Source organism: Actinokineospora fastidiosa (assembly GCF_014648415.1).
GTDB classification, from domain to species: Bacteria; Actinomycetota; Actinomycetes; order Mycobacteriales; family Pseudonocardiaceae; genus Actinokineospora; species Actinokineospora fastidiosa.
Map to the genome: position 1 here is coordinate 1 of NZ_BMRB01000001.1, position 15,488 is coordinate 15,488.

Sequence of the window (15,488 nt, forward strand, 5' to 3'; positions counted from 1 at the left end):
GTCCTGAGCCAGGATCAAACTCTCCAACAATGATCCATAGCAACCAGACGTATCTGGTCAAATATACTCAAAGGAACCCACAAACAGGGGTTCACTTCATAAAAGCTCTACTGGCTTTCATCGGCACACTGTTGAGTTCTCAAACAACACACGCACATCCATCAGGCCGCACAGGCGACGCCTCAGGAGGCTGGTATTGCCTAGCTTTGGTTTTGCCCACCGACCAACCCGTGGAGGATCGAAGATCCTTACCGGAAGTTCTGGCTCGGGCAACGACGCACTACGTTACTCGGTCCGATTCGCGGTGTCAACCCGCTCGACCCGGTTGGAGTGTCCGTCCCGATCGGGCGCTAGTCCCGCTTTCGTTCCGGCCGCTCCGTGCGACAGGGAGAAAGTTACGCGGCTTCGATCAGCAAAGTCAAATCGGCTGGTCAGCGCGTTGCGGCGGGTCGGAGCCACAGGGTGCGCACCACCCCGGAGAGCACCTCGTCGAGCACGTCGTCGGGCGCCACCGCGCGGTCGTCGCCCAGGCGCACCAGCTCGTACCCCCACGTCCGGAACTCCCGCAGGACGACGGCGGGGTCATCCCCGAAACCGCTGGTCAGCGGCCCGTCCATCGCCACGATCACGTTCGGCCGGTCCTTGCGGAGCCTGCGCACGAGACCCCCGAGAACCCGGTGCCCACGGCCCGGAACGTCCACCTTCACGACCGACAACCGCTGCCCGGCGGCGGCCGGGACGGCGGTCAGCTCGCGGTCGAGCCGGACGCCCGCGATCGCGAATTCACCCGATGTGGTGGTGATCACGCTTTCTGGATCTTGGGGTCCCACTCCGTACCCACCGCCCGCCGCGGGGGTGGCCACCAGGTCCGCCTGCCCGTCCCACGCCGCCGCCGTCACGACCGCGAGCCGTTCGGCGACAGCCGGGGCGACGTTGGCGGAAACGTTGTGGCGCAACAACTTCACCGCGTCGGGGTCCGGCTCGACCGCGACGACCGTGCCGCTGGTCCCCAACCGCGCGAGCACCCGCAGGGAGTGGTAGCCCACGTACGCCCCCACGTCGAGGAACACCGAGTCGGGCTCGATCAGGGAGTCGACGAGCTCGGCGACCTCGGGTTCCCACACACCGTTGCTCGACAGGACCGCCGACATGACGCTGTCCTGCGCCGGTAGCCGGATCAGACCCGCGTCGCACAGCACCAGCGAGCTGGGCACGCCGACGTCATCGGGCTCAACCCGCTCGTGCTGCCTGACCACGACTCGCCGGAGCGCATCTGTGGCACGAAGCGCCTGGTCGGCGGACCACCGGCCGACATCGAGCCGGGCGTCGCGGTCGGCGAGTTCGCGCGTGAGCCGCTCCTCCAACGCGCTTATCCGCGCCTGGCTGCTCTCCAACGCCTCTGTCAGCGCGCGCACCTGGTCCGCAACTGCGGGATCGGCTCGCCTGGTCTGGTTCTTGCGGACGAGAGCCGCGAAGTCCCCTACGGTGCGGACCCCGTCGGCGACCTCGCCGCGAAGCCGCGCGACCTCCTCGCCTGTCGCCGCGATCTGCCTCCCGAGCTGCGAATTCCTCTCCGCGATGAGGTCCAGATCGGCGCGGAGCAGGTCTCCGTCGACGCCAGCACCAGCGGCCGCGATGCGGTCCTGGCGCTCGACCAACCCGGCCGCCGTGCGCTCGACGCCCTCCAGCAGCGCGGACATCACCCAGGTCAGGTGCGCGTCGTAGTGGTTGAGCACGCGCAGCACACCACGGCGGAGCGCGGGCGCCATCGGGATGCGGTAACCGGCGTCGACGTCGGGTTTGCGCAGGAGAGCGTGCCTGGCGGCCAGCAGCGGACGCAGCGGGTCTTCCTCGGTCGCGGCGGCCAGCGCCCGTTCCGCGCGCCACCCCCGGTAGGCCAGTTCCGTGCGTCTGCGGATAGCCGCTCCCGACACCGCGGGCGAGAGCACCTCGGACAGGTGCGTACGCGCGGCGGTGCCCACTTTGTCAGCAACGGCCACATCGTCGGCCAGGTCGCGGAACGCGCGCGCTCGCTGCTGCTCGGGCAGGGCGACGCAGCCGTCACCGCCCAGGAGTTCGGCGGCCAACCCACCGGCCGTGGTGATGACCGGGACGCCGCGCAGCGAGGTCGCGATCAGCCACTGCTGCACCTGTCCTGCTTGTGGGTGGTCCGACGGGTGCAGCGAGACTGCCCAGGTCGCGGCGTCTATCGCGCGCGGGAAGCGGTCCTCGTCGGTGACCAGCCGCACGCGCGGGTCGCTCGCGGACGTCAGCCGAAGGCGTTCAGCGGCCTCGCTGCGCGCGACCGGCTCGGGGACCAGCAGGACCAGGCGGGCGTCCTCCCGCTCGGGGAAGGCCGAGGTGAAGGCGGCGATGACGGCTTCCGAGCCGTCGGCCAGCGCGACGAAGACCGGCCCTTCGCCCAGGTCGAGCGCGGTGCGGGCGAAGTCGGGATCGTCGCGGGCGCCCGGGTCGACGACCGGGAGCGGGACGGTGTGGGTGGCGACGCCATCAGCGGCGGGCGCCAGGGACGGCCAGGCTAACCAGCGTTCCGCGGTTCCGTCTGGCAGCGGGCCGACGATCTCCCGCACGGCGATGACGTAGCGGTTCTTGGGAGCGGCTACCAGCGGGTCGCACAGCAGGACGACCGGGTAACGGCAGTCATCCGCGACCGGGAGGCCGGACGCCTCGGCGGCGCGACGGACGCGCTCGGCGAGCACGCCCTCCCCCAGCACGGTCACACCGATCTGGTCGAGCAGGGCGACCTCGCCCGGTGCTCCTGGTATCGCGCGTTGCGGCAGCCGTCCAGTCAGCACGCCGTCGGTCGCGCACCAGGCGCGATAGTCCGCTCCACTGGGGTCGCGGAACCGTTTCCGCAGGTCACGGTCGCTCGACCACACTGCTGCCGCCCAGCGGGTGAGGCCGGGGTGCTCGGCGTCCGGGGCGCAGGCCCAGCGCAGGAACTCGGTGGGGTCGGTGGCCGCGGGTGGGCGCTCTGCGGGGCGTGCCGCGCGGTAGGCGGCGCGGAGCCGGGCGGGGATCTCCGTGCCGTCGGGCAGGCTGCCGAAGCGCACCGTCGGGGTGGTCGCGGGGACGTCGAGTTCGGTGGCGTAGTCGGCGCAGAGCCTGCTGAGCAGCGGGAACTCCGACAACAGGACGCGCGGGTGATCGGTGATGGCCGCGCTGAGCAGCCAGGGGCGCGCCGGGTCGAAGTCGGTGAAGTCGACCGTGCGGAGGGGAGCACCCGCGGCCGTGAGCGTGTGGTCGGCCGCCTTGGCCAACGGGCGCTGGGCGGCGTTCCACCGGGACAGGCCGACGCCGGGATCGCGCAGCACGCGGTGGTCGACCAGCGCGGGGGCGCCGTCGAGGATCTCGGCGGCGCGGGCGGGGTCGGCCTGGGCCGTGTCTGCCCAGGCGTGCAGGAAGTGCTCGGCGCCGGGGGCGGCCAGGATCAGGCCGCCGTCGTAGATGCCCGCGGCGCGCAGGTCGGCGGGCGTCGGGCGCAGGCCGTCGTCGGGGAGCGGGCGCAGGACGCGCGGGACCAGCAGCAGGGCAGCGTCCCCGAGCGCGTCGACCAGGTGGTCGGCCACGGGCGCGTAGACGCGCACGTGCGGGGCGAGGAGCAGGACCGGGCGGTCGTGCTGGGCGATCAGCCACTCGACCAGGCGGGGGCGCAGCGCGGCGGCGGCCTCCGCCGCGGTGTGCCCGGTGGCCAGCACGGCCAGATCGGTCACCCCGATGTCGGCCGGGCGCAGGACGTCGGGCTCGGCGTCGGCGTCCACGAGCAGGAGGACGAATCGACCGCCGGGGTGGTGCTCGAGCCAGGTGCGGGCGGTGACACGGGCGGCGGGCAGTTCGGCTGCGGCGGCCACCGTGCAGGCGATCACCGGCGGGGACACGTCGGGCACCCGGCCAACCTAGTGCTTTCCGCCGTCTTCCCGCCTACCCCCGGTTGGGCGAAGTCGAGTTATCCACAGGCCGGGAGTTGGCCGTGACGGGGCCGGGGCGGGGTCGGCAGGCTGGAGGTGTCAGACCGGGAGGACCGGGTGGAGTTCCGGGTCCTTCCTGGCCTGGACCAGCCGTTCGAACGCGGCGGCTGTGGCCAGCAGATGGGCGTCCCGATGGGCGCCGGAGAGGAGGGTGATGCCTATGGGCAGTGGCCCAGCCGACCCCGCGGGGACGGTGACGGCCGGATATCCGGCGACGGCCGCGGGTGTTGCCGAGTCGATGGGGGAGCCGGGGGCTCCGGTCACCTCGGCGGGCCCGTTGGTGGGGGCGAGGACGGCGTCGAGGTCGTGTGCGGCGATGGTCCGGTCTATCGCGGCGCGGGCCAACCTGGTGGCGGTTGGCCGGTGGTCGCGGTGGCGCGGGTCGGCGTCGAGCGCGAGCTCGAAGATGTCCTGGTCGAAGCGGGACAGTTCGATCGGGTCGACACGGTTGAACGCGACCACTTCGGCGAGGCAGGCCGGGCCGCCCGGGCGTGTGCGCAGGTACTCGTCGAGCGCGCCTCGGAACTCCGCCACCAGGGCGAACCAGGACCGTTCATCGATCTCGTCCAGGTCCGGCAGGTCGACGTCCACGCACCGGGCCCCGGCCTCGGTGAGGGCGGCGACGCTGTCGGCGAGGACGCGGTCGACGAACGGGTCCCCCGGCCGCCGCCAGATGCCCAGTCGCCGTCCCCGCAGTGCCGCCGGGGTGGCTCGCGCCGCGAGCCCGGCGAGGTCGAGACCGGTTTCGTCCCGGTCTGCCACCCGACCCGCCGTCGGGAGTCCTGCCCGGGCAGGGCTCTCCACACCGTGCAGCACGGCGAGGGTCAGGGCCGCGTCGGCGACGGTCCGGGCCAGGACGCCCACCGCGTCCTGGTGCGGACTGATCGGGATGACGCCGTCGGTGGGCAACAGCCCACTGGTCGGTTTGAGCCCGACGACGCCGCAGTAGCCCGCTGGGCTGACGATGGACCCGTTGGTCTCGGTGCCGATGGCGATGTGCGCCATGCCCGCGGCGACGGCGGCGGCCGATCCGGACGAGGAGCCGCTGGGGTTGTGCGCGAGCACGTGCGGGTTGCCGGTCTGGCCGCCGACGGCCGACCAGCCGGAGATCGAGTGGGTGGACCGGAAGTTGGCCCACTCGGAGAGGTTGGTCTTGCCGAGGATCACCGCCCCGGCCGCCCGCAGGCGGTCGACGATGGCGGCGTCCTTGGGCGCGCGCAGATCGGCGAGCGCGCGGGAGCCCGCGGTGGTGGGCAGCTCGGCGGTGTCGATGTTGTCCTTGAGCAGGACGGTGACGCCGTCCAGTGGTCCGCGCAGGGTGCCGGTGGCGGCGCGCTCGTCGCTGGCGCGCGCCTGCGCCTCGGCGTCGGGGGCTAGGCAGAGGACGGCGCGCAGGAGCGGGTCGACTTGGGCTATGCGCGTGCGGCAGGCCTGGGTCTGCTCCAGCGCGGTGGTCCGGCCCGCGGCGCGCAGCTGCTGGAACTCGGCGATGTCCACCTCGGCTGTCCGACTCAGAGGACCGGGAGCATCGTGCGGAGCTCGTAGGGGGTGACGCTGCGGCGGTAGGCGTCCCACTCCGAGCGCTTGTTGCGGAGGAAGAAGTCGAAGACGTGTTCGCCGAGGGTCTCGGCGACCAGCTCCGAGTTCTCCATCTCCGCCAGCGCCTCGCCGAGGTTCTGCGGGAGGTGGGCGTAGCCCGCCGCGCGGCGCTCGGCGTCGGACAGGGACCAGACGTCGTCCTCGGCGGCGGGGGGCAGCTCGTAGCCCTCGGCGATGCCCTTGAGGCCCGCGGCGAGGATGACCGAGTAGGCCAGGTACGGGTTGCACGCGGAGTCCAGCGAGCGGATCTCGACGCGGCGGGAGGACGCCTTGCCCGGGGAGTACATCGGGACGCGGACCAGGGCCGAGCGGTTGGCGTGGCCCCAGCAGACGGCAGAGGGCGCCTCGCCGCCGACGATGAGGCGCTTGTAGGAGTTGACCCACTGGTTCGTGATCGCCGAGATCTCGCGGGCGTGGCGGAGCAGTCCGGCGACGAAGGCCTTGCCGGTGGCGGAGAGCTGGTAGGGGTCCTCGCCGTCGTAGAAGGCGTTGCGGTCGCCCTCGAACAGGCTGACGTGGGTGTGCATGCCGGAGCCGGGCTGGTCGGTGAACGGCTTGGGCATGAAGGAGGCGTGCACGCCCTGGGTCAGGGCGACCTCCTTGACGACGTAGCGGAAGGTCATGACGTTGTCGGCCATGGTGAGGGCGTCGGCGTAGCGCAGGTCGATCTCCTGCTGGCCGGGGGCGCCCTCGTGGTGGCTGAACTCCACCGAGATGCCCATGGCCTCCAGGGTCTCGATGGCGTGCCTGCGGAAGTGGGTCGCGGTCGCGTGGCTGGCCTGGTCGAAGTAGCCGCCGTTGTCGGCGGGCTCTGGGGCCGACCCGTCGGCGGGGAGGTTGCTGAGCAGGAAGAACTCGATCTCCGGGTGCACGTAGCAGGTGAACCCGGCCTCGCTCGCGCGCGAGAGCGTGCGGCGCAGGACGTGGCGCGGGTCGGCCCAGGAGGGGGCGCCGTCGGGCATGGCGATGTCGCAGAACATGCGCGCGGAGTAGGGCTCGCCGCCGGGGGTCTCCCACGGGAGCACCTGGAAGGTCGACGGGTCGGGCTTGGCCACCATGTCGGACTCGTATACGCGGGCAAATCCCTCGATGGCCGAGCCGTCGAAGCCGATGCCCTCGGAGAAGGCGCCCTCCAGCTCGGCGGGGGCGACGGCGACGGACTTGAGGAAGCCCAGCACGTCGGTGAACCACAGCCGGACGAACCGGATGTCGCGCTCCTCGAGCGTGCGCAGCACGAAGTCTTGCTGGCGATCCATAAGGCGCAGCGTAGACATCACCGGGCGGTGGGCGCTCCTTCGGCCGCTGCCTGTGACCGGATGCGCAGCGACAGCACGGCGGCGATGGCGCAGAGGCCGCCCGCGAGGTACCAGGCCAGGTCGTAGCCGCCGTGGTGGTCGCGGATCAGGCCCGCGCCCAGGGCGGCGACGCCCGCGCCGACCTGGTGGGCGGCGAACACCCAGCCGAAGACGATGGGGCCGTCGGCGCCGAAGACGCGGCGGCACAGGGTGACGGTGGGCGGGACCGTAGCGACCCAGTCCAGGCCGTAGAAGACGATGAAGGCCCACATGGGCGGTTCGGTGGTAGCGGCGAACAGGTGCGGCAGCACGATGAGGCTGGCGCCGCGCAGGCTGTAGTAGACGCCGAGCAGGACGCGCGGGTCGACGCGGTCGGTGAGCCAGCCCGAGGCGATGGTGCCCGCGATGTCGAAGATGCCGATGAGCGCGAGCAGGCCCGCCGCGGTGGTGGCGGGCATGCCGTGGTCGTGTGCGGCTGGGACGAAGTGCGTCCCGATCAGGCCGTTGGTGGACGCGCCGCAGATGGCGAAGCCCGCGGCGAGCAGCCAGAACGTGCGGTTGCGGGCGGCGGTGCGCAGCACGGTGATGGCGCGGCCCGCGCTGCGGACGCCCGAGGGCGGGGCGGGCGGGGGTGCGTCGGGGTCCGCGCCGAGCGCGGTGGCGCCCACGTCCTCCGGACGTTCGCGCAGGGCGAGGAGGACCAGCGGGACGACGGCGAGCGCGCCCGCGCAGACCGCCAGGGAGGCCGTGCGCCAGCCGTGGTCGGTGGACAGGTGCGCGACCAGGGGCAGGAAGACCAGCTGGCCCGCCGCTCCCCCGGCGGTCAGCACGCCCGAGACCAGGCCCTGGTGGCGGACGAACCAGCGGGAGGTGACGGTGGCGACGAACGTGAGCGCCATCGACCCCGTGCCGACGCCCACGAAGACGCCCCAGAACAGCAGCAGCTGCCAGCTCGCGGTCATGAACACCGTGAGGCCGCTGCCCGCGGCGACCAGCAGCAGGGCGCCCGCGACGACCCGGCGCATGCCGAGGCGGTCCATGAGGGCGGCGGCGAAGGGCGAGATCAGGCCGTAGAGCAGCAGGTTGACCGACACCGCCGCCGAGATGGTGGCCGTCGACCAGCCGAACTCCTGGTGCAGGGGGTCGATCAGCACGCTCGGGGCGGCGCGGAACCCGGCGGCGCCGACGAGGGCGACGAACGCGGTGCCTGCCACGAACCAAGCCCAGTGCGGACGACGCAGGCGTGTCGCGGGCTCCTCCAGTCGGGTCACGACGGTGAGCCTGCCTAGCGCGCGGAGCGGGGACGAGTGGCCCGATTGCCAATATGTGTAAAGATCTGGCCATGGCACACCGGGTGGCCGTACTGGCCGTCGATGAGGCGGTCGGGTTCGACCTGTGCATCCCGTCGCTGGTCATGGCGGCCGCCGTCGACGCCGACCTGCGGCCGCTGTACGAGGTCGCGGTCTGCGGGGTGGACTCGAAGCCGGTGCGGATGACGACGGGGTTCAGCGCGGTGCTCGACCACGGGCCGGAGGCGCTGGCCGAGGCCGACACGGTGATCGTGCCCGGCACGCGGGCCGTCGGTCCTCGCCGTGAGGGCGTGCTCTCGCCGGAGCTGGCCGCAGCGCTCGCCCTCGTCCGGCCCGGCACGCGGATGATCTCGATCTGCACGGGCGCGTTCGTGCTGGGCGCGGCCGGGGTGCTCGACGGGCGGCGAGCGACGACCCACTGGCGGTTCGCCCCGACCTTCCGCGAGCTCTACCCGCGGGTGGACCTCGATCCGGACGTGTTGTTCGTCGACGAGGGGGACGTGCTGACCTCGGCGGGCCTGGCGGCGGGCTTGGACCTGTGCCTGCACGTGGTGCGGTCGGACTTCGGCACCGAGGTGGCGAACCGGGCCGCGCGGTACTGCGTGGTGCCGCCGTGGCGGGAGGGCGGGCAGTCGCAGTTCATCGAGCAGCCGCTGCCCACCGACGGTGGCAACGGCGTGTCGGCGACGCGCGCGTGGGCGCTGGACCGGCTGGCCGAGCCGCTGGACCTGGCGTCGATGGCCCAGCACGCCCGGATGAGCGTGCGGACGTTCTCCCGCCGGTTCCGCGCCGAGACGGGGGTGTCCGCCGGGACCTGGCTGATCCGGCAGCGAGTCCAACGCGCGCGGCACCTGCTGGAGAGCACCGACCTGCCCGTGGACGAGGTGGCCCGGCGGTGCGGCCTGGGCACGGCGGCCTCGCTTCGTCAGCACCTGCGCACAGCGATCGGGGTGTCCCCGCTCGCGTATCGCAGAACTTTTCGGCCCGCGCGCTGAACCGGTGGCACGCTGACCCGTTCTCAGGCGGGGAGATCTACCATTCGCGGCATGGTCACGCGCCGGGTAGTCGTCGGGATGCTGTTGGCGGTCGGGTTGGCCGCGGGGTGCTCGTCCACCGAGGAGGCTCCCGGCGGGCTGCCGGACGCCGCCCAGGTGCTGCGCGAGGCCGCCGAGGCGAGCAAGACGATCTCCAGCGCGCACTTCACGCTGAAGGTCAACGGGTCGGTGTCGGCGATCCCGGTCCAGGAGGCCGACGGCGACCTCACCCGGGAGGGCTCGGCCAAGGGCACCGTCAAGCTGACGCTGATGGGCAACCTGTTCGACGGCGAGTTCGTGCTCGTCGACGACGGCCTCTACATCAAGGGCCCGACCGGCGGCTGGCAGCAGCTGCCCGCGGCGCTGACCAGCAGCCTCTACGACCCCTCCGCGATCCTGGACCCCGCGCGCGGCGTCCCGCACGTGCTGGCGAACCTCAAGGACGCGCGCACCGAGGCGCGGGAGGACGTCGGCGGCGAGTCCGCGTTCAAGGTGACCGGCACGGCGACCCAGCAGGACGTGTCCGGCCTGGTCCCGGGCGTGACGGGCGACACGCGGCTGACCGTGTGGGTCAGCGAGGAGACGAAGCGGCCGGTCAAGGCGTCCGTCGAGCTGGCCGGTGAGGGCGAGCCCGCGACCGTGGACCTGACGCTGTCCGACGTGGACGTTCCCGTCACGGTGACCCCGCCCGCCTGATGACCACTGTGGACAACCCGGTCCGCGGCCGTCGGATCGCCATCGGCGCGGCCGGGCTGGCGGTGCTGCTCGGCGCGCTCGACACCTACGTCGTGGTCAGCGTTATCCGGCAGATCATCGAGGATCTGCAGATCCCGCTGAACCGGTTGGAGCAGGTCACCCCGATCGTCACCGGCTACCTGCTGGGCTACATCGCGGCGATGCCGCTGCTGGGGCAGGCCTCCGACCGGTTCGGGCGCAAGCTCGTGCTGCACATCTGCCTGGGCGGGTTCCTGGTCGGCTCGGTCGTCACCGCGATGGCCCCGGACCTCACGGTCCTGGTGGTCGGACGCGTGGTGCAGGGCATCGCGAGCGGAGCGCTGCTGCCCGTCACGATGGCGCTGGTAGCCGACCTGTGGAGCGAGCGGCGTCGTTCGACCGTTCTCGGCGCGGTCGGCGGCGCGCAGGAGCTGGGCAGCGTTCTCGGCCCCCTGTATGGGGTTGCGGTCGCAACGATTCCGCTGTGGACGAACACGCTGGAGATCTCCGGCTGGCGCGGCGTATTCTGGGTGAACGTCCCGCTCGCGCTGCTGGCCATGGTCGTCATCCAGGTCAGCGTGCCCGCGCGGGAACGCACCCCGGTCCGCGTCGATGTCATCGGTGGGCTGCTGTTGGCGTTGGCCCTGGGATTGGCCGTGGTCGGCCTCTACAACCCGAACCCCCGCGACGCGGTGCTGCCGCCGTGGGGTCTGCCGGTGCTGATCGGCGCGGTCGTGGCCGCCGTCGCGTTCCTGGTGTGGGAGCGGCGCGCGGCGACCAAGCTGATCGATCCGGCGGGCGTCGCGATGCGTCCGTTCCTGGTCGCGCTGGGCGTCTCGGTGGCCGCGGGCGGCGCGCTCATGGTCACCCTGGTCAACGTCGACCTGTTCGCGCAGACGCTGCTCGGCCGCGACGACCAGGGCGGGGTGCTGCTCCTGCTGCGCTTCCTGGTCGCGCTGCCGGTGGGCGCGGTGCTCGGAGGTGTGTTGGCTGGCCGCTTCGGCGACCGGCCGGTGACGGTCCTGGGCATGGCGGTCGCCGGGGTCGGCTACCTGCTGATGTCGTACTGGCCGCTGGACGTGCTGTCCTCCCCGCACCCCCTGGGGCTGCCGAGGCTGGACACCGACCTGGTGATCGCGGGCCTCGGGCTGGGCCTGGTCATCGCCCCGCTGTCGGCGGCGGTGCTCAAGGCCGTGCCCGCGCGCGAGCACGGGGTGGCGTCGGCGGGCGTGGTCGTGGCGCGCATGACCGGGATGCTGGTCGGGGTGGCGGCGCTGTCGGCGTGGGGGCTGCACCGCTTCCACAGCCTGACGGCCGACCTCGCCGTGCCGCTGCCGTTCGGCAAGGACCCGGAGGTGGCGGCGCGGGAGCTGGCCGACTACCGGGCCGCGGTCAACGAGGCGCTGCTGACCCAGTACACCGAGATCTTCCTGATCACGGCGGTGCTGTGCGCGGCGGGCGCGGTGCTGGCGCTGCTGCTCAGCCCTGGCAGGTCAGGTCCTCCGCGGGAAGCGTGAGGTCGAGCAGGTAGGCCACGCCGACGTCGTCGACGCACGGGTCGCGCTGCAGGAACGCGGTGTGCTGGACGGCGTCGTAGGTGAGCAGCCGGGCGTCGAGGGCCTTGGCCAGGCTGACGCCCGCCTGGTACGGGGTCGCGGGGTCGCCGGTGGTGGAGATGACCAGGACCTGCGGCAGGCCGTCGACCTGGGGCTGGTGCGGCTCGGAGGTGTTGGGGGCAGGCCAGAACGCGCACACGTCCAGCGCGGGCAGGGGCGGCTCGGTGCCGTTGATGAAGGAGCCCTCGGTGGCCTCGGCGATCTCGTCGGCGACCCGCTCGGCCTCGGCGCGGTCGGTGATGCGCGGCTCGTCGACGCAGCGGACGGCGATCAGGGCGTCGGTGGCGTTGGAGTATTCGCCGTTCTGGTCGCGGCCGAGGTAGAGGTCGGCGAGCAGGAGCAGTTGGGCGCCGTCGCCCTCGGCGAGGCCGTCGAGGGCCTGCTGCAGGATCGGCCAGGTCTGGTCGTCGTAGAGGGCGGCGGCGATGCCGGTGACCACGTCGGATGCGGAGAGTGCGCGGCTGCCGACCGGCAGCGGGTTGTCCTCCAGGGCCTCGACGGCCTCGGTGAGGGCGTCGTCGTCGCCGATGAGGCAGTCGGTGCACTGGGCGAAGAAGGCGTCGAGGGCCTTGTCGAAGCCCTTGGCCTGGCCGATGGCCTGCTGGGCCGGGTCCTCCAGCGGGTCGACGGCGCCGTCGAGGATCATGGCGCGGACGTTGCCGGTGAACGCCTCGGCGTAGGCGGTGCCGATGCGGGTGCCGTAGGAGTAGCCGAGGTAGGTCAGCTTCTCCTCGCCGAGGGCGGAGCGGAGCACGTCCATGTCGCGGACGACGTCGCGGGTGCCCATGTTGGCCAGGACGTCGGCGCCGCCGCTGCGCTCGGCGCACTTGGCCGCGTAGTCCTTGTTCTCCGCCTCGACCTCGGCGACGGTGTCCTCGGCGGGCTCCATGCGGTCGGCGTCGGCCTCGGCGTCGGTCAGGCAGCGGATCTGGGGCTCGCTGACGCCGATGCCGCGCGGGTCGAACCCGACGAGGTCGAAGCTCTCGCCGAGCCTCGTCCGGGTGAACCTCGGGGCGAGCGAGACGGCGGCGACCATGCCGGACACCCCTGGTCCGCCGGGGTTGACCACGAGGGCGCCCCGGCGCTCGCCGGATGCGGGGATGCGCAGGACGCCGACGGTGATGGTGCGGCCCTCGGGCTTGGCGTAGTCCAGCGGGACGGTGAGCTGGGCGCAGCGGGCGTCGGGGTTGCCGAAGGTGGCCTTGCTCTGGTCGTCGTGGATCAGCGGGCGGCAGTCGGTCCAGGTCAGCGGCTGGGCGTAGTAGCGCTCCAGGCCGGGCGGCACCGGGCCTGCCGGGCCGTTGTGCTCGACGTTGCCCGCGGTGGGTACACCAGTGACGTGGACGGTGCAGCCGGTCAGGAGGGTCAGGGCGACGAGCAGCACGGCGGCACGCGTTCTGGGCACTCGGCCAGTGTGTCAAAAAGCCGTCACCAGCGAAGACCCGATCCTGTTCCGCGTTCGCGGAACCGACCTGTCATCCTCCGACGTTAGGTGGCAGGGTTCGAGAATCGCGTGTCGACCGACACAGGCGACTGAGGAAGGTGGCCATCGGACGTGGCTGGGTTGCTCACACGGGTCAGGGGCCGGTTCCAGCGGATGCTGGATCGGCCCGCCACAGTCGACCTCAAGAAGTACGCGGACCTGCTCAAGTCCATCGAGTGGCGGGAGGAGCGGGTCGCCGACCTCGACGACGCCGAGCTCACCGCCGCTGCCGAGAAGCTGCGCGGGAAGGCGGGCGACAAGGCCCTGGACAGCCAGGCCATGGTCGAGCTGTGCGCGCTGGGCCGGGAGGCGGCCCGCCGCGGGATCGGTGAGCGGCCCTACGACATGCAGCTCATCGGCGCGATGGAGCTGCTGCACGGGCGCGTGGTCGAGATGGGCACCGGTGAGGGCAAGACGCTGGCGGGCGCGCTGGCCGCGGCGGGGTACGCCCTGCAGGGCAGGTCCGTGCACGTCATGTCGGTGAACGACTACCTGGCCCGCCGCGACGCGGAGTGGATGGCTCCGGTGTTCGCGCTGCTCGGGGTGTCCGTGGGCTGGGTGGCCCAGGGGTCGACCCAGGAGGAGCGGCGGGCGGCCTACGCCAAGGACGTCACCTACGGATCGGTCAGCGAGATCGGCTTCGACGTGCTGCGCGACCGCATGGCCCTCGACGTCGATGACCTGGTGCAGGGAGAACCCGACGTGGCGCTGGTCGACGAGGCCGACTCCGTGCTGGTCGACGAGGCGCGGGTGCCGCTGGTGATGGCGGGCGCGACCGACGACGTGCAGGACGACCAGGAGGTCGCCGCGGTCGTGCGGTCGCTGCGCCCGGGCGACCACTACGAGCGCGACGAGGACAACCGCAACGCCTGGCTGACCACGCGCGGCGCGGGCATCGTGGAGAAGGCGCTGGGCGGGATCGACCTGTACTCCGGCGAGCACAGCGACCGGCTCGCCGCGGTCAACGCCGCCCTGCACGCCCACGCGCTGCTGGAGCGCGACGTCGACTACATCGTCCGCGACGGCAAGGTCCACCTGATCAACACCTCCCGTGGCCGGATCGCCCTGCTGCAGCGCTGGCCGGACGGGCTGCAGGCAGCGGTCGAGGCCAAGGAGAAGCTCAAGCCGACCGAGAGCGGCGAGGTGCTGGACTCGATCTCGGTGCAGGGCCTGGTCAACCGCTACAAGACGGTGTGCGGGATGACCGGGACGGCGACCGCGGTGGCCGAGCAGCTGCGCGAGTTCTACGAGCTCAAGGTCTCGGTGGTCCCGCCGAACAAGCCGTGCGTGCGCGAGGACGAGCCGGACCGGGTCTACGACACCGTCGAGGCCAAGGAGAAGGCGCTGCTGGCCGAGATCGTGAAGGTGCACGAGACCGGCAGGCCGATCCTGGTCGGCACGATGGACGTCGCCGAGTCCGAGCGGCTGGCCGGGAAGCTGACCGAGGCGGGCGTGACGCCGGTGGTGCTCAACGCCAAGAACGACGCCGAGGAGGCCGCGATCGTGGCCGACGCGGGCGCGTACGGCGCGGTCACGGTGTCGACCCAGATGGCGGGCCGGGGCACCGACATCCGGCTCGGCGGGTCGGACGGCGACGCCGAGGCCCACGACAAGGTCGCCGAGCTGGGCGGGCTGTACGTGATCGGCACCGGGCACTACACCAGCAGCAGGCTCGACGACCAGCTGCGCGGCCGCTCCGGCCGCCAGGGCGACCCCGGCGGTTCGGTGGTCTTCGCCAGTCTCGCCGACGACCTCGTCCTCCAGTACGCCCCGGAGGCCACGGCGGGCGGCGAGCCGGACGAGGACGGCAGGCTCACCGACGCCACCTCGACCCGGTTCATCGGGCACGCCCAGCGCGTCGCCGAGGGCGTCAACCTCGACATCCACCGCAACACCTGGCGCTACACCCGGCTCATCGAGCAGCAGCGCAGGATCGTCCTGGACTTCCGCGACGACGTGCTGCGCACCGACCTGGCCGCCCGCGAGCTCAAGGAGCGCTGCCCGGACCGGTGGGCCGAGCTGGTGGAGAAGCTCGACGACGACGTGCTGGTGGGCGTGGCCCGCCGGATCGTGCTGCACCACGTCGACCGGCGCTGGTCGGACCACCTGGCGTTCCTGTCCGACGTGCGGGAGACGATCCACCTGCGCGCCCTGGCCAGGGAGACGCCCATCGACGAGTTCCACCGCGCGGCGATCGGCGAGTTCAAGGGCCTGCTCAGGGACGTCGCCGAACGCTCGGCGGAGACCCTGGAGACCGCCGAGGTCACCGTCGACGGCATCGACCTGGAGCAGGCGGGCCTGCGCAGGCCGTCCTCGACGTGGACGTACATGGTCCACGACAATCCCTTCGATTCCGACGCCGAGCAGGCCTTGCAGCGGGTCCGCGCCATGATGCGGAAGGTGAAGGCCAAGGGCTGACACGCCCGTCACATTTTCGCCTGTCAGGCG

9 protein-coding genes are annotated in these 15,488 nt (G+C 72.3%); 4 read left to right on the forward strand and 5 right to left on the reverse strand.

The annotated features are described in order from the left end of the window. Positions 1–431: 431 nt before the first annotated feature. The 4 genes from IEY98_RS00005 to IEY98_RS00020 form a co-directional block, all read right to left on the reverse strand. Positions 432–3,908 carry an FkbM family methyltransferase gene (locus tag IEY98_RS00005; RefSeq protein ID WP_189208205.1) on the reverse strand — a complete coding sequence of 1,159 codons (3,477 nt, stop codon included), beginning with the start codon at positions 3,906–3,908 and terminating at the stop codon, positions 432–434. 120 nt (positions 3,909–4,028) lie between these two features. Next, the gene (locus tag IEY98_RS00010) at positions 4,029–5,486 is read right to left on the reverse strand and encodes an amidase family protein (protein ID WP_189208206.1); all 1,458 of its coding nucleotides are present in this window, start codon (positions 5,484–5,486) and stop codon (positions 4,029–4,031) included. 14 nt (positions 5,487–5,500) lie between these two features. Further along, on the reverse strand, positions 5,501–6,844 hold the full coding sequence (gene glnA / locus IEY98_RS00015; RefSeq protein WP_189208207.1) for a type I glutamate--ammonia ligase: 1,344 nt from the start codon (positions 6,842–6,844) through the stop codon (positions 5,501–5,503). 17 nt (positions 6,845–6,861) lie between these two features. Further along, on the reverse strand, positions 6,862–8,154 hold the full coding sequence (locus tag IEY98_RS00020) for an MFS transporter (protein WP_189208208.1): 1,293 nt from the start codon (positions 8,152–8,154) through the stop codon (positions 6,862–6,864). 71 nt (positions 8,155–8,225) lie between these two features. Between IEY98_RS00020 and IEY98_RS00025 the strand changes: the two genes are divergently transcribed. From IEY98_RS00025 to IEY98_RS00035, 3 genes are read left to right on the forward strand one after another with little or no spacing between them, the layout of a single operon-like run. Further along, the gene (locus tag IEY98_RS00025; RefSeq protein ID WP_189208209.1) at positions 8,226–9,188 is read left to right on the forward strand and encodes a GlxA family transcriptional regulator; all 963 of its coding nucleotides are present in this window, start codon (positions 8,226–8,228) and stop codon (positions 9,186–9,188) included. 51 nt (positions 9,189–9,239) lie between these two features. Further along, entirely contained in the window at positions 9,240–9,923 is a 684-nt protein-coding gene (locus tag IEY98_RS00030) for an LppX_LprAFG lipoprotein (protein ID WP_189208210.1), read from the forward strand. Further along, positions 9,923–11,458 carry an MFS transporter gene (locus IEY98_RS00035; RefSeq protein ID WP_189208211.1) on the forward strand — a complete coding sequence of 512 codons (1,536 nt, stop codon included), beginning with the start codon at positions 9,923–9,925 and terminating at the stop codon, positions 11,456–11,458. Before IEY98_RS00030 ends, IEY98_RS00035 begins: the two co-directional genes overlap by 1 nt. Here the strand turns inward: IEY98_RS00035 and IEY98_RS00040 are convergent. Further along, entirely contained in the window at positions 11,421–12,962 is a 1,542-nt protein-coding gene (locus tag IEY98_RS00040; RefSeq protein ID WP_189208212.1) for an alpha/beta hydrolase, read from the reverse strand. The genes IEY98_RS00035 and IEY98_RS00040 overlap by 38 nt on opposite strands. Before the next feature lie 150 nt (positions 12,963–13,112). On the opposite strand from IEY98_RS00040, the gene secA2 reads away from it, so the two are divergent. Beyond that, positions 13,113–15,458, forward strand: a complete 2,346-nt coding sequence (gene secA2, locus IEY98_RS00045; RefSeq protein ID WP_189208213.1) for an accessory Sec system translocase SecA2 — start codon at positions 13,113–13,115, stop codon at positions 15,456–15,458. Positions 15,459–15,488 lie beyond the last annotated feature (30 nt).

What these genes read in the sequence shown, in the direction of transcription:
- IEY98_RS00025 (WP_189208209.1), top strand. Translation starts at nt 8,226, where the DNA reads ATGGCACACCGGGTGGCCGTACTGGCCGTCGATGAGGCGGTCGGGTTC.
- glnA (WP_189208207.1), bottom strand. Translation starts at nt 6,844, where the DNA reads ATGGATCGCCAGCAAGACTTCGTGCTGCGCACGCTCGAGGAGCGCGAC.
- IEY98_RS00030 (WP_189208210.1), top strand. Translation starts at nt 9,240, where the DNA reads ATGGTCACGCGCCGGGTAGTCGTCGGGATGCTGTTGGCGGTCGGGTTG.
- IEY98_RS00035 (WP_189208211.1), top strand. Translation starts at nt 9,923, where the DNA reads ATGACCACTGTGGACAACCCGGTCCGCGGCCGTCGGATCGCCATCGGC.